Raw genomic sequence first — 22,406 nt, 5'->3', positions numbered from 1 at the left:
CGGCGTCCGCCATGCTGTGAAAGCGGCATGACGGACGCCGCCGTCGTTCGAGAGGACATGGGACGCACCGTGACGGAGACCCACACCACCGGGGTACGGGGAGACAGCGGCCCGGAGGTCGCCCGACTGGTCGCCAGCCGGGTGCTGGACGTGCCGGACTTCCCGAAGCCCGGGGTCATGTTCAAGGACCTGATGCCGCTCTTCGCCGACGGCACGGCCTTCCGTGAGGTGATCGACGGGATCATCGCGTACCACGGGCGGGACTCGTTCGACGCGGTGGTCGGCATCGAGGCGCGCGGGTTCGTGCTGGCCGCGGCCGTCGCGTACGCCACCGGGGTGGGCGTGGTGCCCGTGCGCAAGGCCGGCAAGCTGCCCCGGGCCACCCACTCGGCCTCCTACGCGCTCGAGTACGGCGAGGCGACGCTGGAGGTGCACCAGGACGCCTTCACGGCCGGCCACCGGGTTCTCGTCCTGGACGACGTGCTCGCCACCGGCGGCACCGCCGAGGCCACCCTCGACCTGGTGGAGCGGGCGGGCGGCACGGTGGCCGGCTTCACGGTCCTCATGGAGTTGGGCTTCCTCAAGGGGCGGGAGCGGCTCGCCCCGCGTCCGGTCCATGCCCTGCTGACCGTTTGATCCACCGGGCCGTCGAGCCGACCCGGCGCGGTCCGTCCGGCGGAGCGGCGGCGTACCCTGCGTACGGGTAGCATTGCCCTTTGCTTGACCGGGCGGGCGACCGTCCGGCGATGCGGGGCCGCCGGGGCCGCGAGGCCCCCGGTGACCGGCGCGGAACAACTCCGGCCCCTCGGCCGGTTGGACAGGATGTCGGCCGGACGGCCGGCGCATCCCGGCGAGCGGTGAGGAGGCCGGTGTCCCACGATGTCGTCCCTCCGGTGGAGGGCACGGTGCACCCGACAGGCGACGCGGACGGCTCGGTGACCGAGCGGAGCGGCGGCAACCCGCCGGCCCGGGTGACCGGCCCCGGCAGCGGGCCCGACGGGCAGGTGGACGGCGGCGCGGTCGTGGTGCCGTTCCCGGCCGACGCGGCCGCGGACCCCGCGCCCGGCAGCGGCTTCGCCCTCTCCAACGCGCCGACCGGCCGGAGGGTGCGCGCCCGGCTGGCCCGGTTCAACGCGCCCTGGCAGACCTCGCAGGTCAGCGAGGTGCTGGAGCCGCTGATCGCCACCCACCGCGAGAACCACCCCAAGGCCGACGCCCGGCTGCTCCAGCGCGCCTTCGACACGGCCGCGCGCTGGCACTCGGGTCAGTACCGCAAGTCCGGTGACCCCTACATCACCCACCCGCTCGCGGTGGCGACCATCCTGGCCAACCTGGGCATGGACACCACCACGCTGGTCGCGGCGCTGCTCCACGACACGATCGAGGACACGGAATACACCCTCGATCAGATGCGCGCCGACTTCGGCGGCGAGGTGGCCCTGCTGGTCGACGGCGTCACCAAGCTCGACAAGGTCAAGCTGGGCGACGCGGCCAAGGCGGAGACGATCCGCAAGATGGTCGTGGCCATGGCCAAGGACCCGCGAGTCCTGGTGATCAAGCTGGCCGACCGGCTGCACAACATGCGTACCCTGACCTTCCTGCCCCGTCCCAAGCAGGAGCAGAAGGCCAAGGAGACCCTGGAGATCCTCGCCCCGCTGGCCCACCGCCTCGGTATGAACACCATCAAGTGGGAGCTGGAGGATCTCGCCTTCGGCACGCTGTTCCCGAAGCGGTTCGAGGAGATCAACCGGCTGATCGGTGAGCACCAGCCGCAGCGCGAGGCGCTGCTGCGCCAGGTGACGCAGAAGGTGTCCACCGACCTGAAGGCCGCCAAGATCAAGGCGGAGACCACCGGCCGGCCGAAGCACCTCTACTCGATCTACCAGAAGATGATCGTGCGGGGGCGCGACTTCAACGACATCTACGACCTGGTCGGGGTGCGGATCCTGGTCGACACGGTGCGGGACTGCTACGCGGCGCTGGGCGTCATCCACGCCAACTGGCAGCCGGTGCCGGGCCGGTTCAAGGACTACATCGCCATGCCCAAGTTCAACATGTACCAGTCGTTGCACACGACGGTCATCGGGCCCACCGGCAAGCCGGTGGAGATGCAGATCCGCACCTACGCGATGCACCGCACGGCCGAGTTCGGCATCGCCGCGCACTGGAAGTACAAGGAGCACAAGGGCACCCCGGTGGTCGGCCCGCCGGCTCACATCGACGAGATGACCTGGCTGCGCCAGTTGCTGGACTGGCAGCGCGAGGCGGCCGACCCGAGCGAGTTCCTCGACGCGCTCCGGTTCGACCTGTCCAGCCAGGAGGTGTACGTCTTCACCCCGAAGGGTGACGTCATCCCGCTGCCGACCGGGTCGACGCCGGTGGACTTCGCGTACGCGGTGCACACCGAGGTCGGGCACAAGTGCATCGGCGCCCGGGTCAACGGCAAGCTGGTGCCGCTGGAGTCGACGCTGTCCAACGGCGACGTGATCGAGATCTTCACGTCGAAGTCCGACACGGCCGGCCCCACGCAGGACTGGCTGGGCTTCGTCAAGAGCCCGCGCGCCCGCACCAAGATCCGCCAGTACTTCAACAAGGAGCGGCGCGAGGAGGCGATCGAGGCCGGCAAGGACTCGATCGTCAAGGCGATGCGCAAGCAGGGCATGCCGCTGCAGCGGATGCTCACCTCGGACGCCCTGATGGCGATCGCCCGGGACCTGCACCTGGCCGACGTGGCCTCGCTGTACGCGGCGGTCGGCGACAGCCAGGTCTCGGCCCAGTCGGTGGTGCAGAAGCTGATGGCCGCGTACGGCGGCGAGGAGGGCGCGGCGGAGGACATCGCCGAGACCGCCGTCGCCACCCGGCCGCCGCGCAGCCGGCAGAGCAGCGCCGACCCGGGCGTGGTGGTCCGGGGGGTCAGCGACGTCTGGATCAAGCTGGCCCGCTGCTGCACCCCGGTGCCGCCGGACGCGGTGTTCGGCTTCGTCACCCGCTCCGGCGGGGTGAGCGTGCACCGGGACGACTGCGCCAACGCCGAGGACCTGCGGGCACAGAGCGAGCGGGTGGTCGAGGTGAGCTGGAAGCTCACCTCCGCCTCGACCTTCCTGGTGGCCATTCAGGTGGAGGCGCTGGACCGGCACAAGCTGCTGGCCGACGTCACCCGGGTGCTCTCCGACGAGCGGGTCAACATCCTCTCCGCGACCGTCACCACCACCCGCGACCGGGTGGCGGTGAGCCGGTTCAGCTTCGAGATGGCGGACCCGAAGCACCTGGGGCACCTGCTGGCCGCGGTCCGCAAGGTCGACGGCGTCTTCGACGCCTACCGGGTCACCTCGGGCGCCTGACCGGCCCCGAACAAGGACACGAAAAAGCGCCCGCCGGCGGTCAGCCGGCGGGCGCTTTCGCGTCGTACGGGCGGTCAGCCGCCCTGGATGCCGCTCATGCTCAGCTTGTTGATGACGATCTCCTTCTTCGGGTGACCGCCACCGGCCTGCTGGGCGAAGGCGCCGTCGTCACCGGCCGCGGCGACCTGCTTCACCAGGTCCATGCCGCCCGTGATGGTGCCCAGCACCGTGTAGTTCGGGTCGAGCTGGGAGTCGCCGTACACGATGAAGAACTGGCTGCCGGTGCTGCCCTGCTGGCCGGAGTTGGCCATCGCGATGACGCCCTCCGGGTAGGGGGGCCGCTTGTCGGTGGGCAGGTTCTCCTCGGCCAGGTTGTAGCTCGGGCCGCCGGTGCCGTCGGTCTCCCGCCAGCCCGTGCCGGACGCGCTCGGGTCGCCGCACTGGAGCACCTTGATGCCCTCGGTGACGAGCCGGTGGCACTTGGTGTTGTCGAAGAAGCCCTTGCTGGCCAGGTGGGTGAAGCTGCCCGCGGTGCAGGGCACCTTGGCGCGGTCGATCTTGGCGGTGATCGGGCCCAGGTTGGTGTCGATCGTCATGGTCTGGGTGCCCTTGCTGGCCTGCTGGGTCGTGGGCAGCCCGACGTCCTTGATCTGCTTCGAGCGCCCCTCCTTGGGGACCTCGGTGTACACGCACTGGGAGAACCCGTCGCCGCCGGCGGTGTTCTGCTTCTCGTCGTCACCGCCGAGCGAGGTGGCGAGCCAGACGGTGCCGGCCACGACGAGCACCAGCACGGCCGCGGCGCCGACGATGGCCTGGGTCTGCCGGCGCTTGCGGGCCTTGGCGGCGCGCTCGGCCATCTCCCGCTCGAGGCGGGCCCGCGCCGCCGCGCGCTGCCGCTCTCTCGTGGACGTCACGGTCACTCCTCACATGCTTCTCGGGTACGGCGGTGCTCGCCGCTGCTCAGGGTGGGGCGGGCCGGGTCAGCCGGCGCTGGGGCTCGCCGCCGGCGTGCTCGTGGCGGCCGGCGCGGCGTTCGGCTCGCCGACGGTGAGGCTCTGGATCACCACGTCCGTCTTCGGCTTGACCTTGGCCCCACTCCCATTGTCCACGGTCGGCAGGGCACCGATCTTCTCGACCACGTCGAGGCCGCCGGTGACCTTGCCGACGACCGTGTAGCCGGGGGTGGGCGGGTTGAAGTCCTTGAAGAAGATCAGGAACTGGCTGCCGTTGCTGCCGGGCGGGTTGCCGATCATGGCGACCGTGCCCTTCGGGTACGCCGGGGGCTGCGCCGGCGCCGGCGAGGCGGAGGGGCTGGCCTCCGGCGCGGTGGGGACGTTCTCGTTGTAGAACGAGTAGGTCGGGCCGCCGATGCCGCTGCCGCTCGGGTCGCCGCAGCGCAGCGCCCCCTCGGTGGTGATCTCGTGGCACTTGGTGTTGTCGTAGAACGACTTGCCGGCCAGGAACGAGATGCTGGCCGCGCCGCACGGGGCGGCGGCCAGGTCCAGGTCGGCGGTGATCGGGCCGCCCTGGTTGGTGGTGACCGTCATGGTGCGGGTGCCGGCGGTGGGCAGGCCCGTGGTGGGCGGGGTGCCCACCTCCTTGAGGTTGGTGTTGGCCGTGGCGTCCTGCGGGGTCCAGAGGCAGGTGTCCTCGGCGGCCTGCTTCTTCGGCTCGGAGTCGAAGGCGCCGAGCGCCCAGGCCGAACCGACCACGATCAGCGCGAGCACCACGGCGGCGCCGACACCGGCCTGGATCTGCCGGCGGCGCTTCGCGGCCGCGGCCCGCCGGGCGAGCTGCCGGTCGAGCTTGGCCCGCGCCAGTTTGCGCTGCCGGTCCCTGCTGGAAGCCACCCGTGCTCCCCTTCCTCTACCCTGGTTCTGGCCGGCGCCGGGCGCTGCCCGCCCGTCCGCTGCGGGGGTGCGCCACGCCACACGCCCGCCAGAGTGTACGGGTACGGGCTGGGAAAGTGGTGTACGAGGTCCGGCCTCGGTTTATCGGGCGTTGTCACTGTGCCCGGCGGGGCGGGTGGGGCCGGTGGTCGGAGAAACGCGGTGGCCCGTGCGACTAGGCTGCTGACAGGGACGACGACCCGACGGAAGGGGAGCGGACGTGCTCGTGGCGGGCTTTCCCGCGGACGCCTTCGGCACCAACTGCTATGTGGTGGCGACCGCGCCGGGGGAGCAGTGCGTGGTGGTCGACCCCGGCATCGGGGTGCTCGACCGGCTCGACGCCGTGCTCGCCGAGCACCGCCTGCACCCGGCCGCCGTGCTGCTCACCCACGGCCACCTCGACCACACCTTCTCGGTGGCCCCGGTCTGCGGCGCGCGGGGCATTCCCGCGTACGTCCACCCGGAGGACCGGGAGCTGCTGGCCGACCCGGCCAAGGCGCTCTCGATGGACCTCACCCAGCTCTTCGGCGGGCGGCTGCCCTACGCCGAGCCGGAGGACGTGGCGGAGCTGACCGACGGCGCGACCCTGTCGCTGGCCGGGTTGGAGTTCACCGTCGACCACGCTCCCGGCCATACCGGCGGGTCGGTGCTGTTCCGGATGCCCGGCGCCGGCTCGCCCTGGGAGGCCGAGCAGATCTGCCTCTCCGGTGACGTGCTCTTCGCCGGCTCGATCGGCCGCACCGACCTGCCGGGCGGCAGCATGCCCCGCATGCTGGCCAGCCTCCGGGAGAAGGTCCTCCCGCTGGCCGACGACACGGTCGTCCTGCCCGGCCACGGCCCGCAGACCACCATCGGCCGCGAGCGCGCGACCAACCCGTACCTCGTCGAGGTGTCGGGGCTCGGCGGCGCGCGCCCGGCGGCGCCGACCCGCGGCCTGTAGCCGCACCCACGACCTCCCCGCGCGGTCCGCGCGGGACGCAAGGAGTACGCCATGAGCAAGCCCACGCCCATCTCCGGCTTCCCGGAGTGGACGCCCGCCCAGCGGATGATCGAGCAGTTCGTGCTCGACCGGATCCGCGCCACCTTTGAGCTGTACGGCTTCGCGCCGCTGGAGACCCGCTCGGTCGAGCCCCTCGACCAGCTGCTGCGCAAGGGGGAGACCTCGAAGGAGGTCTACGTGCTGCGCCGGCTCCAGGCCGACACCGACGGTCCGGCCGGCGACGACGCCCTCGGCCTGCACTTCGACCTCACCGTGCCGTTCGCCCGCTACGTGCTCGAGAACGCCGGCAAGCTGCAGTTCCCGTTCCGCCGCTACCAGATCCAGAAGGTGTGGCGGGGTGAGCGCCCGCAGGAGGGGCGCTACCGGGAGTTCCTCCAGGCCGACATCGACATCGTCGACCGGGACACCCTGCCGGCCCACTACGAGGCCGAAATGCCGCTGGTGATCGGCGACGCGCTGCGCTCGCTGCCGATCCCGCCGGTGCGGATCCAGGTGAACAACCGCAAGATCTGCGAGGGCTTCTACCGGGGCGTCGGGCTGACCGACCCGGAGGCGGCGCTGCGCGCCGTCGACAAGCTCGACAAGATCGGCCCGGCGAAGGTGGCCGAGCTGCTGGCGGAGACCGCCGGGGCGAGCGAGGCGCAGGCCAAGGCGTGCCTGGCCCTCGCCGAGATCTCCGCGCCGGACGCCTCGTTCGCCGACGCCGTCCGCGCCCTCGGGGTGACCGACCCGCTGCTCGACGAGGGCATCGCGGAGCTGACGGCCGTGGTGGAGACCGCCGCCGCGCACTCGCCCGGTCTCTGCGTGGCCGACCTGCGGATCGCCCGCGGGCTGGACTACTACACCGGCACCGTCTACGAGACGCAGATGGTCGGCTACGAGCGGTTCGGCTCGGTCTGCTCCGGCGGCCGGTACGACAACCTGGCCAGCTCCGGCAACGTCCGCTTCCCCGGGGTGGGCATCTCCATCGGCGTGACCCGGCTGCTCGGCCTGCTCTTCGGCGCGGGCGCGCTGTCGGTCTCCCGGGACGTGCCGACCTGCGTGCTGGTCGCGGTGAGCGCCGAGGAGGAGCGGCCGGCCAGCAACCGGGTCGCCGAGGCGCTGCGCTCCCGGGGCATCCCGACCGAGGTGTCGCCGAGCGCGGCCAAGTTCGGCAAGCAGATCCGGTACGCCGAGCGCCGCGGTATCCCGTACGTCTGGTTCCCCGGGGCCGAGGGTGACGAGGTGAAGGACATCCGCTCGGGCGAGCAGGTGGCCGCCGCCGCGGGGGAGTGGACGCCGCCCCGGGCCGACCTGAAACCGCTGGTCGGACCCGCGACCGCTGGCGCCTGACGACGATTGGACCTACGGTGGCGTAAGTTACGCCACCGTAGGGAGATCGTCGTGACCGTGCTCAGCCAGACCGCTCTGCTCCGCGAGCTCGAACCCGTGGTCGAGAAGAACCTCGACCGGCACCTGTCGCTGGCCAAGGAGTGGTTCCCGCACGAGTACGTGCCGTGGAGCGAGGGGCGGACCTTCGACGGCCCGCTCGGTGGTGAGCCCTGGGCCGAGGGCGACTCGACCCTGCCCGAGGTGGCCCGGACCGCGCTGATCGTCAACCTGCTCACCGAGGACAACCTGCCCTCGTACCACCACGAGATCGCGACGCTGTTCGGGCGGGACGGCGCGTGGGGGACCTGGGTGCACCGGTGGACCGCCGAGGAGGGGCGGCACGGCACGGCGATCCGCGACTACCTGACGGTGACCCGGGCGGTCGACCCGGTGGCCCTGGAGCGGGCCCGGATGACCCACATGTCGGCGGGCTACGTCAACACCCACGACGACGAGGTGCTGCACTCGCTGGCGTACGTCTCGTTCCAGGAACTGGCCACCCGGATCTCGCACCGCAACACCGGCCGGGCGACCGGCGACCCGACCTGCGAGGCTCTGCTGGCCCGGGTGGCGGCCGACGAGAACCTGCACATGGTCTTCTACCGCAACCTGCTCGGCGCCGCCGTCGAGCTGGCCCCGAGCCAGGCCATGCGGGCCGTCGCCGACGTGCTGGCCGACTTCCAGATGCCGGGCGTCGGCATCGACGGCTTCGCCCGCAAGTCGGTGGCGATCGCCCTGGCCGGCATCTACGACCTGCGCCAGCACCGGGACGAGGTGGTGGTCCCGGTGCTGCGCCAGTGGAACCTGTTCGAGGTGACCGGCCTGAACGCCGACGGCGAGGCCGCCCGCGACCAGATCGCCGCCCACCTGGACATGCTGGAGACCCAGGCGTCCCGCTTCGAGGAGAAGCGCGCCGCCCGCGCCGCCCGCCTGGCCGCAACCCGCTGACGGCGGGCCCGGGTGGGCGGGGTGGGTCAGGCGGGTTGGTCCAGGGGGAACAGCAGGCAGCTCGACGTGGCGTGGGCGATCAGTCGGCCCTTCGCGTCGGTCAGCCGCGCCTCGGCCAGGGCGGTCCGGCGGCCACTCTGGAGCACCGTGCCCTCGCAGCGCAGGGTGCCGCTGGCGACCGTGACCGGGCGGAGGAACTTCACGTTCAGGTCCAGCGAGGTGTAGCCGACGCCTGCCGGCAGGGTGGTGTGCACGGCGCAGGCGGCGGCGGTGTCCAGCAGCGTGGAGAGGACCCCGCCGTGGACGGTGCCCAGCGGGTTGTAGTGGAACTCCTGCGGCACCAGCTCGACCGCGACGCGGCCCTCGTCCGCCTCCATCCGGGCCATGTCGATGAGGTGCATGACGGGCGGCGCGGCCAGTTCCCCGGCGATCATCGCGCGGAGCAGCTCCAGGCCGCTGCGACGGCCGATGTGCGCGGCCCCGGCGACCGGGTCCGACCAGGTGAAGGTACGGGTGCGCTCCTGCGTCTGTGTCATGGACTCAGCCTCGCAGCGCGTTGCTGAGTCTGTCAATCAGACCTAGCCTGGTCGGCATGAGACCCGCGGCACTGGACTGGTCGGTGGAGAACTGCACCATCGCCCGCGCCATGGAGGTCCTCGGTGAGCGGTGGACCCTGGTCGTGCTCCGCGAGGTCTTCAACGGCGTGCGCCGCTTCGACGACATGCGCGTGCGTACCGGCATCCCCCGGCAGGTGCTCACCAACCGGCTGGCCATGCTGGTCGAGCAGGGGGTGCTGCGCCGGGAGCCGTACCGGGAGCCGGGCAGCCGGCTGCGGCACGAGTACCGGCTCACCGACAAGGGGCTCGACCTCTGGCCGGTGCTGGTGGCGGTGCTCGGCTGGGGCGACCGCTACCTGGCCGACCCGGACGGCTCGCCGCTGACCGTCGCCCACCGCGACTGCGGCGCCGAGGTCCGGGTGGCGCTGCGCTGCGCCGAGGGGCACGAGGTGACCGACCCGCGCGACGTGGTGCCGCGCCCGGGCCCGGGCGCCCGCCGCCGCTCCTGAGCGCCCCGGCCGGCTCTGACAGCCGATGTCCGCGATGTTGCTTCGCGGTTACATCGTGCGGCCCTGCGAATTCGGGCAAAGCCACGTCTTGCTTACGATCTTAAATATGTGAATACTTTGGTCGTCCGGCCGGTTTCCCCAGGTCGGCCGGGCTGTCCTCGGGCGCGTCCGCGTGACAGTGCCCGTCACCCCCACCCGGAGGTTGTTACATGCGACCCACGAGGTCAATGCTCCGCCGCGCCGCCGTCGTCGCCATGGCCGGCACCCTGGTCACCGGCTCGCTGCTCGGCGCACCCGCCCAGGCGGCCCCCGCCTCGCCCGCGTCGCCCGACGCCGCCGCCGCCCTCGCCACGAAGCTCGGTGACCGCGCCGCCGGCGCGTACGCCGACAGCAGCGGCACCATGGTCGTCGCGGTGACCGACGCCGCGGCCGCCCGCCAGGTCCGCGCCGCCGGCGCCACCCCGAAGCTCGTCACCCGGGGCGCCGACAAGCTCGCGGCCGCCACCAACGAGCTGGAGCGTTCCGCCAAGATCCCCGGCACCGCCTGGTGGACCGACCCGGCCACCAACCAGGTCGTCGTCTCCGTGGACAGCACCGTCACCGGCGCCAAGCTGGATCGTGTCAAGGCCGCCGCCGCCCGCACCGGTGGCGCGGTCCGGATCGCGGCCGAGTCCGGCGTGCTCAGCACCCGGATCTCCGGCGGCAACGCCATCTACGCCGGCGGCGGCGGGCGCTGCTCGCTCGGCTTCAACGTGCGCAGCAGCTCCGGCGTGAAGTACTTCCTCACCGCCGGGCACTGCACCAACATCTCGTCGAGCTGGTACAGCAACTCCTCCCAGACGACCCTCCTCGGGAGCCGGGCCGGCACCAGCTTCCCCGGCAACGACTACGGCATCGTGCGGTACAGCAACCAGACCACCACCCAGCCCGGCAACGTCTACCTCTACAACGGCAGCTACCAGGACATCACCGCCGCGGGCAACGCGTACGTGGGCCAGACCGTCCGGCGCTCCGGCAGCACCACCGGCGTGCGCAGCGGCTCGGTGACCGCCCTGAACGCCACCGTGAACTACGCCGAGGGCAGCGTCTCCGGCCTGATCCGCACCACCGTCTGCGCCGAGCCCGGTGACAGCGGCGGCTCGCTCTTCGCCGGCAGCACCGCGCTGGGCCTCACCTCCGGCGGCAGCGGCAACTGCTCCTCCGGCGGCACCACCTACTTCCAGCCGGTGACCGAGGCGCTCAGCGTCTACGGCGTCAGCGTCTACTGATCGACCACACGCGCACGGGCCGCCGGGGAACCGGCGGCCCGTTCCGCGTTCGTGGATCCCCGGACTGACCGCCGCCGGTCGGGGTACGTTCCGCCCGGTGAGCGCCCCCGTGACCACCCCGACCGCGCAGCCGGCGTCCGCCTGGGCGCCGCTGCGGATCGCCGTGTTCCGCGGCCTGTGGCTGGCGGTGCTGGCCAGCAACGTCGGCACCTGGATGCAGACCGTCGGCGCCCAGTGGCTGCTGGTGGACCGGCCGAACGCGCCGACCCTGGTCTCGCTGGTGCAGACCGCCAGCATGCTGCCGGTGCTGCTGCTGGCCCTGCCGGCCGGTGCCCTCGCCGACACCTTCGACCGGCGGCGGCTGCTGATCGCCGTGCAGTGCTTCCTGGCCGCGGTCGGCGTCCTGCTCACGGCGCTGACCGCGGCCGACCACATGCCGCCGGCCCTGCTGCTCACCCTCACCTTCGGTCTCGGCGTCGGTCAGGCGCTCACCCTGCCGGCCTGGCAGGCGGTGATCCCCGAACTCGTGCCCCGGGCGCAGCTCGTCTCCGCCGCGGCGCTCGGCTCGATCAGCGTCAACCTGGCCCGATCGGTGGGGCCGGCGGTGGCCGGCGTGCTGGTGGCGCGGGCCGGTGTCGCCGTGGTCTTCGCGGTCAACGCCGTCTCGTTCGCGATCTTCGCGCTGGCGCTGCTGCGCTGGCGGCCCGAGCGGCCGGAGACCGAGCCGGAGCCGGAACGGTTCACCGCGGCGCTGCGCGCCGGCGGCCGGTACGTGCGGCACTCCCCGGTGGTCCGCCGGATCCTGCTGCGGGCGGCCGTGTTCGTGGTGCCGGGCAGCGCGCTGTGGGCGCTGCTGCCGCTGGTCGCCAGCCGCCGGCTCGGCCTGGGCGCCGGCGGGTACGGCGTGCTGCTCGGCGCGCTCGGCGTCGGCGCGGTGGCCGGCGCCCTGGTCCTGCCCCGGCTCCGCCGGGTGCTCTCCACCAACCGGCTGCTGCTCCTCGCCGGCCTCCTCTTCGCCGGGGTGCTGCTGGTGCTCGCGCTGGTGCCGGCGCCGGCCGTGGCGGTGGCCGCGCTGGTGCCCGCCGGGCTGGCCTGGATGACCGTGCTGTCCAGCGTCAACGCCGCCATGCAGCTCTTCCTCCCCGGCTGGGTACGCGCCCGCGGCCTGTCGGTCTACCAGATGGTCTTCGCCGGCGGGCAGGCGCTCGGCGCGGTCGCCTGGGGCGCGCTCGGTGAGGTCACCGGCCTGGTCGGGGCGCTCACCGTGGCCGCCGTGGTGATGGCGGTCGGTGCGCTGAGCGTGCTGCTCTGGCCGCTGCGCGAGACCCGGGGCGTGGACCGCGACCCGGCGGTCTACTGGCCCGAGCCGCACCTGGCGCTGGAGCCGCACCCGCGCGGCGGCCCGGTGCTGGTCACCGTCTCCTACACCGTCCACCCCGAGCGGCAGGCCGAGTTCGTCGAGGCGATGCGGGCGGTCGGCCGGTCCCGGCGGCGGACCGGGGCGATGCGCTGGGGGCTGTTCCGGACGGGGGAACGGACGCACGGCTTCGTCGAGGTCTACCAGGTGCCCTCCTGGGAGGAGCACCTGCGCCAGCACGGCGGCCGGCTCACCGGGGCGGACCGGGCGGTCGAGGAGCGGGCCCGGGCGCTCGCCGAGGACGACGTACGGGTCAACCACCTGCTCCCGGCCGACCCGGACTGACCGTCGGCCCGCCCGGCCGGGGCGGCTCCGCCACCGGCGGGGCCGGAGGCCGCGCCGACCAGCGGCGGTGCGCCCGGCGGGCGGAGAGGACCGCGGCCAGCGGCCAGAGCGCGACGGCCAGCGCGGCGACCCGCTCGGCCAGCCCGGTCCGCGACCCGCCGGTCACCTCGACGACGAACCAGCCGAAGAGGACCAGCAGCACCGCGGTCACGGCCAGCGCCACCGGCCGGCGGAACGCCCACGGCGGCGTGCCGGCGGGCGACGCGGCCACGCCACGCCCGACGGCCCGGGGCAGCCGCAGCGCGGACCCGGCCGGCCAGAGCGACAGGGCGAGCACCGCGACCGTGGCCACCGCCCCGTGCGCCGGGGAGCCGCCGACCTGCGGCCGGGGGAAGGCGATGAGCGCGATGGTGGCCATCCCGCCGACCGCGAGCAGGAACCGGCTGGGCAGCCCGGCCGCGTGCAGGACCAGCGCGGTGCCCAGGTAGCCGCAGCCGAGCAGCGCCAGGCAGCCCGCCATCAGCCACGAGTCGGTCGCGCCCTCCCCGGCCAGCTCGCTGATGGTGTCGCGCACCGGGTCGTAGCCGGGCGGCTGCCGGGCGCCCGCCACCGTCCAGCCCGTCACGAGCAGGACGGGCGCCGCCGCGGCCGTGGCCACGGCCCAGCTCGGTACGGCACGCACCCGGCCACGGTAACCGTCCGGCCCGGTCGGGGCCCGGGGGTTCGCTCCGTCCCGGGCCGGCCGGCTCGGCGGGTGCCCGGGAGCCGGCCCGCCCGCCCTGACAGAATGCGGGGAGCAGACGTGGACCAGATGAGGAGACGCAAGCCGTGATCCGTACCCACAATGCCGGAAGCCTGCGCGCCGCGGACGCCGGCTCGACGGTGACGCTCGCCGGGTGGGTCGCCCGCCGGCGCGACCACGGCGGTGTCATCTTCGTCGACCTGCGCGACGCCTCCGGCGTCGTCCAGGTGGTCTTCCGCGAGGAGGACGCGCACGCGCTGCGCAACGAGTTCTGCGTCAAGGTGACCGGTGAGGTCACCCGCCGCCCCGAGGGCAACGAGAACCCGGACCTGCCGACCGGCGAGGTCGAGGTGACCGCCACCGCGCTGGAGGTGCTCTCCGAGGCCGCGCCGCTGCCGCTGCCGGTCGACGACCAGATCGAGGCCGGCGACGACATCCGGCTCAAGTACCGCTACCTCGACCTGCGCCGCGGCGGCCCGGCGAAGGCCATGCGGCTGCGCTCGCGGGCCAACCAGCTCGCCCGCGCGGTGCTGCACGAGCGGGACTTCCTGGAGATCGAGACCCCGACGCTGACCCGCTCCACCCCGGAGGGCGCCCGCGACTTCCTGGTCCCGGTGCGCCTCCAGCCGGGCAGCTGGTACGCGCTGCCGCAGTCGCCGCAGCTGTTCAAGCAGCTGCTCATGGTCGGGGGCATGGAGCGCTACTACCAGATCGCCCGCTGCTACCGCGACGAGGACTTCCGCGCCGACCGGCAGCCGGAGTTCACCCAGCTCGACATCGAGATGTCCTTCGTCACCGAGGACGACGTGATCGACCTGGGTGAGGCCATCGTCGCGGCGCTCTGGTCCGACCTGGCCGGCTACGAGATCCCCCGGCCGATCCCGCGGATCACCTGGCACGACGCCATGTCCCGCTACGGTTCCGACAAGCCGGACCTGCGCTACGGCGTCGAGCTGACCGAGCTGACCGACTACCTGCGCGGCACCGAGTTCCGGGTCTTCGCCGGCGCGATCGACGCGGGCGGCTACGTCGGCGCGGTCGTCATGCCGGGCGGCGCGAGCCAGACCCGCAAGGAGCTGGACGGGTGGCAGGACTGGGCCAAGGCGCGCGGCGCGCGGGGCCTGGCGTACGTGGTGCTCGACGCGGAGACCGGCGAGGCGCGCGGCCCGGTGGCCAAGAACCTCTCCGAGGCGCACCTGGCCGGGCTGGCCGACGCGGTCGGCGCGAAGCCGGGCGACGCCGTCTTCTTCGCCGCCGGCACCGACGCCCGGGAGGCGCAGGAGCTGCTCGGCGCCGCCCGTATCGAGATCGCCAAGCGGGCCAAGCTGGTCGACGAGAGCGCCTGGGCGTTCTGCTGGGTGGTCGACGCGCCGATGTTCGAGAAGACCGACGAGGGCGGCTGGACCGCCGTGCACCACCCGTTCACCTCGCCGAACTCCGAGTGGGTGGACCGGTTCGAGGAGGCGCCGGACCGGGCGCTGGCCTACGCGTACGACATCGTCTGCAACGGCAACGAGATCGGCGGCGGCTCGATCCGTATCCACCGCGGCGACGTGCAGCAGCGGGTGTTCGACCTGCTCGGCATCACCGCCGAGGAGGCGCAGGACAAGTTCGGCTTCCTGCTGGAGGCGTTCAAGTACGGCGCCCCGCCGCACGGTGGCATCGCCTTCGGCTGGGACCGGGTCTGCATGCTGCTGGCCGGCGCGGACTCGATCCGGGAGGTCATCGCCTTCCCGAAGACCCGCGGCGGCTTCGACCCGCTGACCGGCGCGCCGACGCCGATCACCGCGCAGCAGCGCACCGAGGCCGGCATCGACGCCAAGCCGAAGGCGCCGACCGGCCCGCACGCCGGCACCGCCGGCCCGGCCGCCCCGGTGGCCGACCCGACCTGATCCCGACTCGACGAAGGGCCCGCGTCATGATGGCGCGGGCCTTTCGACGTCTGGAGGACGGGATGAACCTGCTCGTGGTGGGGGCCAGCGGCTTCCTGGGCGGTGAGGTGTGCCGGCAGGCGGTCGCCGCCGGGCACGAGGTGACCGGCACGTACCACTCGGCGGCCGTCGCGGCGCCGGGCGTCGCGCCGCGCCGGCTCGACGTCACCGACCGGGCCGCCGTGCGCGCGCTGCTGACCGAGGTACGCCCCGACGCCGTCGTGGCCACCCCCTACCGGTACGACGACTGGCGGGTCACCGCGGACGGGGCGGCCCACATCGCGTGCGCCGCCGCCGAGGTGGGGGCGCGCCTGGTGCACCTGTCCAGCGACGCGCTGCACGCCGGCCGGCCGACGCCCTACCTGGACGACGACGTGCCCACGCCGCTGCACCCGTACGGGGCGGCGAAGGCGGCCGCCGAGACGGCGGTGCGGGCCGTCGACCCGGGGGCGGTGCTGGTGCGGACCTCGCTGATCGTGGGGGAGGGGAGCAAGCAGATCCAGCTCTGCCGCGACGCCCTGGCCGGCCGGGCCGTCCTCTTCACCGACGAGGCGCGCTGCCCGGTGCACGTGACCGACCTCGCCGCGGCGGTGCTCGAACTGGTGCCCACCGACCTGGCGGGCCCGCTGAACGTGGCCGGGCCGGAGGCGGTCAGCCGCGCTGAGATGGGTCTGCTGGTGGCCCGGCACGACGGCCTCGACCCGGCCGGCCTCAAGACGGCCACCATCGCCGAAGCCGGCCTGCACCGCCCCGCCGAGGTGCGCCTGGACTCCTCGCGGGCCGCCGGCCTGCTGCGTACCCGGCTGCGCGGGATCACCGAGGTGCTGGCCTGACCCTTGATGCACAATTCTTGTGCACAACTGTTGTGCATAGGAACTGTGCACAGATATTGTGCATGGCATGAAGAACGAGAGGTCGCGTCCCGAGCCGCGCGAGGTGCGGCTCGACCATCGACAGGTGCGGGTGCTGGCCCACCCGCTGCGGATGCGCCTGGTCGGCGCCCTGCGGGTGAAGGGACCGTCGACCGCTACCGCGCTGGCCGAGATGCTCGGCACCAACACCGGGGCCACCAGTTACCACCTGCGCCAGCTCGCCGAGGTGGGGCTGGTCGTGGAGGACCCGGAGCGAGGCACCGGCCGGCAGCGGTGGTGGCAGGCCGCGCACGACGTCACCAACTGGGATCCCACCGACTTCGACGACGACCCCGACGCCCGCGCGGCGATCGACTGGATCCAGGGCGATCAGGTGCGCCTCCTGGCCCACCATGCCGAGCAGTGGTTCGCCAGCCAGCACGAGTGGGCGCCGGAGTGGCGGGACGCCTTCGGCATGAGCGACATCTTCATGACCATCCCGGCCGCCCGGCTGCAGGCGATCGAGGCCGAGGTCTGGGAGCTGCTCGAGCGCCACCGGAACGAGGCCGACCCGGACGAACCCGGCGCCGCGCCGGTGCAGATCTACCTCGCCGCCTACCCCATGCCGAAGGAGTTCCGGTGACCGCGCTCTCCGTACGCCAGGTCCGGTTCCGCTACCTCACCCTCTACGGCCTGCGCTGGCTGCCCACCGGCCTGCTCACCCCGGTGATGGTCCTGCTCATGCAGGAACGCGGCCTGTCGCTGTCCCAGATCGGCCTGGTGGCCACCGCGCAGGGCCTGGTCGTGCTGGCGCTGGAGCTGCCCACCGGTGGCCTCGCCGACGCGCTCGGTCGCAAGCCGGTGCTGGTCGTCGCCTGGGCGGTCTGCCTGGTCTCGCTGGTGCTCTTCGTGGTCGCCGACTCGTTCTGGATGTTCTTCCTGGTCTGGGCGTTGCAGGGGATCTACCGGGCGCTCGACAGCGGCCCGCTGGAGTCCTGGTACGTCGACGCGACCCTGGCCGCCGACCCGGAGGCCGAATACGAGCGAGGCCTGGGCTGGGCCGGCACCGTCATCGGCGTCGCCATCGGCGCGGGGGCGCTGCTCGGCGGCGGCCTGGTCGCGCTCGGGCCGGTCGGGCCGGTCAGCGCGCTGGCCCTGCCCGTCCTGGTGGCCATCGCCCTCCAGGTGGCCGCGCTGGTCGCGCTCACCGTGCTGCTGGTCGAGCACCGGCCGGCCCAGGGCGCCGCCGCGGTGCGGGCCTCGGTGGCCGAGGCCCCCCGGATGGTCGGCCAGGCCGTCGGCCTGCTGCGCCGCAACCGGGTGCTGCTCGCCCTGGTCGCCGTCGAGCTGTTCTGGGGCTTCGGCATGGTCACCTTCGAGTCGCTGCTGCCGGTGCGCCTCGCCGAGGTGGTCGGCGGCGCCGACCGGGCCGCCGCGCTGCTCGGCCCGGCCAGCTCGGCGGCCTGGCTGGCCAACGCGGCCGGCGCCGCCCTGACCCCGCTGATGCTGCGCCGGCTCGGCGCCGCGCCCGCCGCCGCGCTCATGCGGGTCCTTCAGGGCGTCACCGTGGTCGGGATGGGCCTGCTCGCCGGCCCGGTCGGCGTGCTGATCGCCTACCTGGCCTGCTACACCGTGCACGGCGCGTCGAACCCGCTCCACATGGGACTGCTGCACCGGCAGGTCGACGGGCCGTACCGCACCAGCGTGCTCTCGCTGAACTCGATGATGGGCCAGCCCGCCGGCGCGCTCGGCGCGGTCGTGCTGACCGCCCTGGCCGACGCCACCAGCATCACCGTCGCCATGCTGGTCGGCGCCGTGATGCTCGCCGTGGCCGCCCCGCTCTACCTGCCCGCCTGGCGGGCCGGGCGCCGGACGGCGGACGCGGGGCCCGACGCGGGCGAGCATCGGCCCGGTGAGTCGGCCACCGGCCCGGGCCACCCCGGCCCGGCGCTCGACCCGGCCGGCCCGGTGGACCCGGTGACGGTCGCCGCCACCACTCCCGCCCGGCCGGGCTGACCGCGCCGTGCCCGGACCCCGCCGCCGCGGCCCGGCCCTGTCGGGCCGGCGAGGTGGCGGGGTCGGGGCCGGCGGGTGAGCGAACGGGGAAGCCGCAGCGGGAAGGTGGTCGCGGTGGGTGGATCAGCCCAGGTGGACCGAGGTACGCGGCTCGGTGCCGGTGTAGCCCAACCGGCGGTACAGCCGGATCGCGCCGACGTTGGCCGTGTAGACACCGAGCGCCACCTGGTCGTACCGGGCGAACAGGGCGCGGGTCATCCCGGCCGTGAGCGCCGCGCCGAGCCCCCGGCCCCGGCGGTCGGGCGCCACGGTCAGCCCGGCCAGGAAGCCGATGTCGCCCCGGCTGCGATCGGCGCCGCAGGCCACCAGTCGCTCGCCGTCCCGGATGCCGTACCAGTCGACGATCCGCGGGTCGCCCGGGCGGGAGGTCGTGCTGGGAAAGGCCTCCTCAATCAGCGCGGCCAGCGCGGGGTGGTCGGCCTCGCCGAGGCGGACGACCCGCTCCTCCGCCGGCTGCTGCGGCGGGGCGGTCGTGGTCCACAGGAAGTCCCACTCGTCGAGCCGGGCCACGGTGAGCCGGTCGGCGACCTCCCCGGCGGCGGTCCGGGGCAGGTGCAGCCAGTGGCCGGCGTGCAGCGTCCCGTCCGCCACCAGGCCCGCGAAGACGTCCAGCGCCGGCCCGGCCGCCCCCAGCGCGCCCCCGGCCGGCCCCTGCCCCGGCGGGAGGAGCCAGCCGACCGCGCCGTCCCGCCGCCAGCCCCGCGCCTCCCGGTCCCGCCAGAGGACGTGCCGGGCGTACGGGTGGTGGCCGGTGGCGGCGAGCAGGGTGTCCCGCCCCGACAGGACCTCCTCGGCAGTGATCATGCGGCCAGCCTACGAGAGGAGAATCGGTGACCCCCATCCACTCCGTACGGCCGGTGCGCCTGGCCGGCCGGCGCTGCGTGCTGCGGGAATGGGCGGACGAAGACCTGCCCGCGATGCACGCGCTGCTCACCGAGCCGCGGGTGCTCGACCGGGTGCTCGACGAGCGGGCGCCCTCCCGGGACGAGATCCGCGCCGCCCTGTCCGGGTGGCGGGAGGAGGCGGGCGGCGAGCCGCGGCCGGCGTACCGGCTGGCCGCCGTGGCCCACGACGGTGCCGGCCCGGCGCATCCGGCGTCGCGCGCCGACCGGGCGCCGGCGCTGCTCGGCCTGGGCACCCTGACCGTGGAGAGCGTGCCGCACCGGCGCGGCGAGATCGGCTACGTGGTGCACCCCGACCACTGGGGCCGGGGCCTCGGCACCGAGATCGCCGGCCTGCTGCTCGACCTGGCGTTCGGTGCGGTGGGGCTGCACCGGGTGGAGGCGACCACCCGGCCGGACCACGCCGCCTCGCGGCGGGTGCTGGAGAAGGTCGGCATGCGGTACGAGGGGATCAGCCGGGACCACCTGCTCGTCCGGGGCTCCTGGTGGGACTCGGTGCGGTACGCGATCCTCGCCACCGACCGCTGACGCCGCCCGCCGCCGGGGGAGCCGCCGTTCCACGGTGGAGATTGATGAACAGACCGATTGGGTACATCCGTGGCCGACCTACTGGGACCCCCCACCGGAGGAACGACCATGCTCGCCATTCTCGCGGCCATCGTGTTCGGCTTCGCCCTGTTGATCGACTTCCTGAACACGAACTTCGGCGCGCCCGACCTGTTCAACACCCACACCCTCATGCTGATCGGCTTCCTGCTGCTCTCCCTCTACCTCGCCGGGGTCGGCTCCGGCCCGCGGGGCGGTGGCGGCGGCCGGTGGTACCGGGGTCGCCGCCCGGGTCGTGGCTGACCGGAAACGACCATCCGGGCCGGGCCGGCGGCGCGATTCCAGCGTCGTCGGCCCGGCCCGGTACTGTTCTCGTGATGGAATCCGACGCCCTCTTCACCCTCGGCGAACCCGCCGGAGCGCCCAGCGCCCACGCGGGTTCCGGCGGCGTCGACGGGTTCACCGCCGCCGCGGCGGATTCGCCGCTGCCCGTCCGGATGCGCCCGGCCAGCATCGACGAGCTGGTCGGTCAGGACCACCTGCTCGCCCCGGGCGCCCCGCTGCGCCAACTCGTCGAGGCCGCGGCCCCGATGTCGGTGATCCTCTGGGGGCCGCCCGGCAGCGGCAAGACCACCATCGCCCACCTCGTGGCCCGGGCCACCGACCGCCGCTTCGTCGCCATGTCCGCGCTGACCGCCGGGGTGAAGGACGTCCGCGCCGTGATCGAGACCGCCCGCCGGCAGCGCCGGGCCGGCGGCCCGCCGACCGTGCTCTTCATCGACGAGGTGCACCGGTTCAGCAAGACCCAGCAGGACTCGCTGCTCGCCGCCGTCGAGGACCGCACGGTCACCCTGCTCGCGGCGACCACCGAGAACCCGTACTTCTCGGTCATCTCACCGCTGCTGTCCCGCTGCGTGCTGCTCACCCTCCAGCCCCTCGACGACGACGCCGTCCGCGGCCTGCTGCGCCGCGCGGTCGCCGACGAGCGCGGGCTGGGCGGCGCGCTCACCCTGGCGACCGACGCCGAGGACCACCTCGTCCGCCTCGCCGGGGGCGACGTCCGCAAGGCGCTCACCGCGCTGGAGGCGGCGGCGGCCACCGCGACCGCGCGCGGCGCGGACCGGATCGACCTCGCCGTCGCCGAGCAGGCGGTCGACGTGGCGGCCGTCCGCTACGACCGCGACGGTGACGCCCACTACGACGTGACCAGCGCGTTCATCAAGAGCATGCGCGGCTCGGACGTGGACGCCGCGCTGCACTGGCTGGCCCGGATGCTGGTGGCCGGCGAGGACGCCCGGTTCATCGCCCGACGCATGGTGATCTTCGCCAGCGAGGACGTCGGCATGGCCGACCCCAGCGCGCTGACCGTCGCCACCGCCGCCGCGCACGCCGTCGAATACGTCGGCCTGCCCGAGGCCCAGCTCAACCTGGCCCAGGCCGTCATCCACCTGGCCACCGCACCGAAGTCCAACTCGGCCACCACGGCCATCGGCGCGGCCATCGCCGACGTGCGCGCCGGTCGCGGCGGGGCGGTGCCGCGCGGGCTGCGCGACTCCCACTACGCCGGTGCCCGGGGCCTCGGGCACGGGGCCGGCTACCGCTACCCGCACGACGACCACCGCGGGGTGGTCACCCAGCAGTACGCTCCGGACGACCTCGTCGGGACCGACTACTACCAACCCAGCGGGCACGGCGCGGAGCGGGCGGTGGCCACCCGGCTGCCGCTGCTGCGCCGGATCGTGCGCGGGCTGCCCGCGCCGCCGGCGCGGGCGGAGGCCGCGGTGAACGGCGCCCGACCGGCGGGCGCCGAGCGGGTCGACGGGGCGAGCGAGGGCGGCAGCGACGCCGTCGGGGAGGGTCAGCAGTGATGGCGCGTGGTCCGGAGCGGCCGGCGGACGGCCCCGACGAGCGGCGCGACCCGCGTGCCAAGGGCCGCCGGTGGGGGCGGGGCAAGGTCGACGCCGAGCCGGAGGAGGCGACCGCCGGCGAGGAGTTCGGCTGGATCGACGACCTGCGCACGGCCAAGCAGCAGCGCAGCGACCTGGGCCCGGACGGGGAGGCGCCCGGCACCGTACCGCCCGCGCGGGGCGGGATGCCGCCCGCCGCTCCCGGACCCCGGCCCGGCCCGCCCGCGCCCGAACCGCCCCGGGCTGCCCGCCCGGGCGCGGCGCCGCCGCCCGGAGCCACCCGGCCCGGGCCGGAAACCCCGCCCGCCCGCCGTGTCCCGGCCTCCGGCCCGGCCGGTCCCGCCGCGCCACCGGTCCGCCCCGGCGGCCCCGATCCGGCGGCCCCGCGCCGCCCCGTGGACGGACCCTGGCCCGGCACACCCGAACCGTCCCGGCGCCCCGCCGAGCCCCCGCGCGGCCCAGGCGAGCCGTCCCGCCCGCCCCGCCGGAACCCGGACGCGCCGACCGGCCAGCAGCCGCCGGTCCCGCCGGCTCCCGGCCGGATGAGCGGGCCGCCCGGCCCGCGCGTCGCGCCTCCCGCCGGCCCGGTTCCCGGCCGCACCGGTCCGGGCGGCGCACCCGAACACGGTCACGGCGTCCCGAATCCCGGCCCCGGCTGGCCGCAGCCCCCGGGCCCGGACGGTGCCCGGGCCGCGGTCCCGCCCACCCCGCCCACCCCGCGCGGCCGGCACGGCGCCGAGGCGCCCGCCGGCCCGGCCGCCGGCGCGCGGCCCGGTGGCGTGGACCCGGCGGTCCGCCCCGTCTCCGGTGGCGGCCGGCGTGCCCTTCCCGACGACGCCGACCCGGGCGTCCGCCCGGTGTCCGGC

The 22,406-nt window shown here is 74.4% G+C and carries 20 protein-coding genes and 1 pseudogene; 16 read left to right on the top strand and 5 right to left on the bottom strand.

Features of this window, described 5'->3' with window-relative positions:
* Positions 1-69: 69 nt before the first annotated feature.
* Positions 70-636 (top strand): adenine phosphoribosyltransferase, encoded by a 567-nt coding sequence (locus tag IEY96_RS19355; protein WP_107077860.1) that lies wholly within the window; start codon positions 70-72, stop codon positions 634-636.
* Positions 637-869: 233 nt separating this feature from the next.
* Complete coding sequence (locus IEY96_RS19350; protein WP_373293608.1) at positions 870-3,341, top strand: RelA/SpoT family protein; 2,472 nt, start codon at positions 870-872, stop codon at positions 3,339-3,341.
* 74 nt (positions 3,342-3,415) lie between these two features.
* Here the strand turns inward: IEY96_RS19350 and IEY96_RS19345 are convergent, their stop codons facing one another.
* Both IEY96_RS19345 and IEY96_RS19340 read right to left on the bottom strand, forming a co-directional pair.
* Positions 3,416-4,255 (bottom strand): peptidylprolyl isomerase, encoded by an 840-nt coding sequence (locus IEY96_RS19345; RefSeq protein WP_189196222.1) that lies wholly within the window; start codon positions 4,253-4,255, stop codon positions 3,416-3,418.
* A gap of 66 nt (positions 4,256-4,321) precedes the next feature.
* On the bottom strand, positions 4,322-5,191 hold the full coding sequence (locus IEY96_RS19340; RefSeq protein ID WP_189196221.1) for a peptidylprolyl isomerase: 870 nt from the start codon (positions 5,189-5,191) through the stop codon (positions 4,322-4,324).
* 259 nt (positions 5,192-5,450) lie between these two features.
* On the opposite strand from IEY96_RS19340, the gene IEY96_RS19335 reads away from it, so the two are divergent.
* Genes IEY96_RS19335 through IEY96_RS19325 form a run of 3 tightly spaced genes read left to right on the top strand, consistent with a single transcriptional unit; the run spans position 5,451 to position 8,549 of the window.
* On the top strand, positions 5,451-6,170 hold the full coding sequence (locus IEY96_RS19335) for an MBL fold metallo-hydrolase (RefSeq protein WP_189196220.1): 720 nt from the start codon (positions 5,451-5,453) through the stop codon (positions 6,168-6,170).
* Positions 6,171-6,221: 51 nt separating this feature from the next.
* Complete coding sequence (gene hisS, locus IEY96_RS19330) at positions 6,222-7,562, top strand: histidine--tRNA ligase (RefSeq protein ID WP_189196219.1); 1,341 nt, start codon at positions 6,222-6,224, stop codon at positions 7,560-7,562.
* Between the two features lie 51 nt (positions 7,563-7,613).
* Positions 7,614-8,549, top strand: a complete 936-nt coding sequence (locus IEY96_RS19325) for an acyl-ACP desaturase (RefSeq protein ID WP_189196218.1) — start codon at positions 7,614-7,616, stop codon at positions 8,547-8,549.
* A gap of 26 nt (positions 8,550-8,575) precedes the next feature.
* Here IEY96_RS19325 and IEY96_RS19320 read toward each other — a convergent pair whose 3' ends face one another.
* The gene (locus IEY96_RS19320) at positions 8,576-9,085 is read right to left on the bottom strand and encodes a PaaI family thioesterase (RefSeq protein ID WP_189196217.1); all 510 of its coding nucleotides are present in this window, start codon (positions 9,083-9,085) and stop codon (positions 8,576-8,578) included.
* A gap of 56 nt (positions 9,086-9,141) precedes the next feature.
* On the opposite strand from IEY96_RS19320, the gene IEY96_RS19315 reads away from it, so the two are divergent.
* The 3 genes from IEY96_RS19315 (at position 9,142) to IEY96_RS19305 (ending at position 12,585) form a co-directional block, all read left to right on the top strand.
* The gene (locus tag IEY96_RS19315; protein ID WP_189196216.1) at positions 9,142-9,615 is read left to right on the top strand and encodes a winged helix-turn-helix transcriptional regulator; all 474 of its coding nucleotides are present in this window, start codon (positions 9,142-9,144) and stop codon (positions 9,613-9,615) included.
* 209 nt (positions 9,616-9,824) lie between these two features.
* Positions 9,825-10,883: a S1 family peptidase gene (locus tag IEY96_RS19310; protein ID WP_189196215.1), complete on the top strand. Its 1,059-nt coding sequence runs from the start codon at positions 9,825-9,827 to the stop codon at positions 10,881-10,883.
* 97 nt (positions 10,884-10,980) lie between these two features.
* The gene (locus IEY96_RS19305) at positions 10,981-12,585 is read left to right on the top strand and encodes an MFS transporter (RefSeq protein WP_229791721.1); all 1,605 of its coding nucleotides are present in this window, start codon (positions 10,981-10,983) and stop codon (positions 12,583-12,585) included.
* Here IEY96_RS19305 and IEY96_RS19300 read toward each other — a convergent pair.
* A complete protein-coding gene (locus tag IEY96_RS19300; protein ID WP_229791720.1) occupies positions 12,554-13,267 on the bottom strand; it encodes a DUF998 domain-containing protein in 714 nt (237 codons plus the stop codon). The genes IEY96_RS19305 and IEY96_RS19300 overlap by 32 nt on opposite strands.
* A 146-nt stretch (positions 13,268-13,413) precedes the next feature.
* On the opposite strand from IEY96_RS19300, the gene aspS reads away from it, so the two are divergent.
* The 4 genes from aspS (at position 13,414) to IEY96_RS19280 (ending at position 18,125) form a co-directional block, all read left to right on the top strand.
* The gene (gene aspS, locus IEY96_RS19295) at positions 13,414-15,219 is read left to right on the top strand and encodes an aspartate--tRNA ligase (protein ID WP_189196214.1); all 1,806 of its coding nucleotides are present in this window, start codon (positions 13,414-13,416) and stop codon (positions 15,217-15,219) included.
* A gap of 62 nt (positions 15,220-15,281) precedes the next feature.
* The gene (locus IEY96_RS19290; RefSeq protein ID WP_189196213.1) at positions 15,282-16,091 is read left to right on the top strand and encodes an SDR family oxidoreductase; all 810 of its coding nucleotides are present in this window, start codon (positions 15,282-15,284) and stop codon (positions 16,089-16,091) included.
* Positions 16,092-16,158: 67 nt separating this feature from the next.
* Positions 16,159-16,752 (top strand): winged helix-turn-helix domain-containing protein, encoded by a 594-nt coding sequence (locus IEY96_RS19285; RefSeq protein WP_189196212.1) that lies wholly within the window; start codon positions 16,159-16,161, stop codon positions 16,750-16,752.
* Positions 16,749-18,125 carry an MFS transporter gene (locus IEY96_RS19280; protein ID WP_189196211.1) on the top strand — a complete coding sequence of 459 codons (1,377 nt, stop codon included), beginning with the start codon at positions 16,749-16,751 and terminating at the stop codon, positions 18,123-18,125. Before IEY96_RS19285 ends, IEY96_RS19280 begins: the two co-directional genes overlap by 4 nt.
* A gap of 123 nt (positions 18,126-18,248) precedes the next feature.
* Here the strand turns inward: IEY96_RS19280 and IEY96_RS19275 are convergent, their stop codons facing one another.
* On the bottom strand, positions 18,249-18,989 hold the full coding sequence (locus IEY96_RS19275; RefSeq protein WP_189196210.1) for a GNAT family N-acetyltransferase: 741 nt from the start codon (positions 18,987-18,989) through the stop codon (positions 18,249-18,251).
* Positions 18,990-19,015: 26 nt separating this feature from the next.
* On the opposite strand from IEY96_RS19275, the gene IEY96_RS19270 reads away from it, so the two are divergent.
* The 4 genes and pseudogenes from IEY96_RS19270 to IEY96_RS19255 all read left to right on the top strand — a co-directional run.
* The gene (locus tag IEY96_RS19270; protein ID WP_189196209.1) at positions 19,016-19,615 is read left to right on the top strand and encodes a GNAT family N-acetyltransferase; all 600 of its coding nucleotides are present in this window, start codon (positions 19,016-19,018) and stop codon (positions 19,613-19,615) included.
* A 108-nt stretch (positions 19,616-19,723) separates the two neighbouring features.
* The gene (locus IEY96_RS19265) at positions 19,724-19,936 is read left to right on the top strand and encodes a hypothetical protein (RefSeq protein WP_091309808.1); all 213 of its coding nucleotides are present in this window, start codon (positions 19,724-19,726) and stop codon (positions 19,934-19,936) included.
* A 74-nt stretch (positions 19,937-20,010) separates the two neighbouring features.
* Complete coding sequence (locus IEY96_RS19260) at positions 20,011-21,501, top strand: replication-associated recombination protein A (RefSeq protein ID WP_189196208.1); 1,491 nt, start codon at positions 20,011-20,013, stop codon at positions 21,499-21,501.
* A pseudogene (locus IEY96_RS19255) lies at positions 21,501-22,406 on the top strand (hypothetical protein); the annotation flags it as partial. The gene IEY96_RS19260 and the pseudogene IEY96_RS19255, both read left to right, overlap by 1 nt.

The organism is Micromonospora fulviviridis, from assembly GCF_014648395.1.
GTDB lineage: Bacteria > Actinomycetota > Actinomycetes > Mycobacteriales > Micromonosporaceae > Micromonospora > Micromonospora fulviviridis.
This window is presented reverse-complemented; position numbering and strand designations above follow the sequence as displayed.

What these genes read in the sequence shown, in the direction of transcription:
- hisS (WP_189196219.1), top strand. Translation starts at nt 6,222, where the DNA reads ATGAGCAAGCCCACGCCCATCTCCGGCTTCCCGGAGTGGACGCCCGCC.
- IEY96_RS19320 (WP_189196217.1), bottom strand. Translation starts at nt 9,085, where the DNA reads ATGACACAGACGCAGGAGCGCACCCGTACCTTCACCTGGTCGGACCCG.
- IEY96_RS19315 (WP_189196216.1), top strand. Translation starts at nt 9,142, where the DNA reads ATGAGACCCGCGGCACTGGACTGGTCGGTGGAGAACTGCACCATCGCC.
- IEY96_RS19310 (WP_189196215.1), top strand. Translation starts at nt 9,825, where the DNA reads ATGCGACCCACGAGGTCAATGCTCCGCCGCGCCGCCGTCGTCGCCATG.
- IEY96_RS19290 (WP_189196213.1), top strand. Translation starts at nt 15,282, where the DNA reads ATGAACCTGCTCGTGGTGGGGGCCAGCGGCTTCCTGGGCGGTGAGGTG.
- IEY96_RS19285 (WP_189196212.1), top strand. Translation starts at nt 16,159, where the DNA reads ATGAAGAACGAGAGGTCGCGTCCCGAGCCGCGCGAGGTGCGGCTCGAC.
- IEY96_RS19275 (WP_189196210.1), bottom strand. Translation starts at nt 18,989, where the DNA reads ATGATCACTGCCGAGGAGGTCCTGTCGGGGCGGGACACCCTGCTCGCC.
- IEY96_RS19265 (WP_091309808.1), top strand. Translation starts at nt 19,724, where the DNA reads ATGCTCGCCATTCTCGCGGCCATCGTGTTCGGCTTCGCCCTGTTGATC.
- IEY96_RS19260 (WP_189196208.1), top strand. Translation starts at nt 20,011, where the DNA reads ATGGAATCCGACGCCCTCTTCACCCTCGGCGAACCCGCCGGAGCGCCC.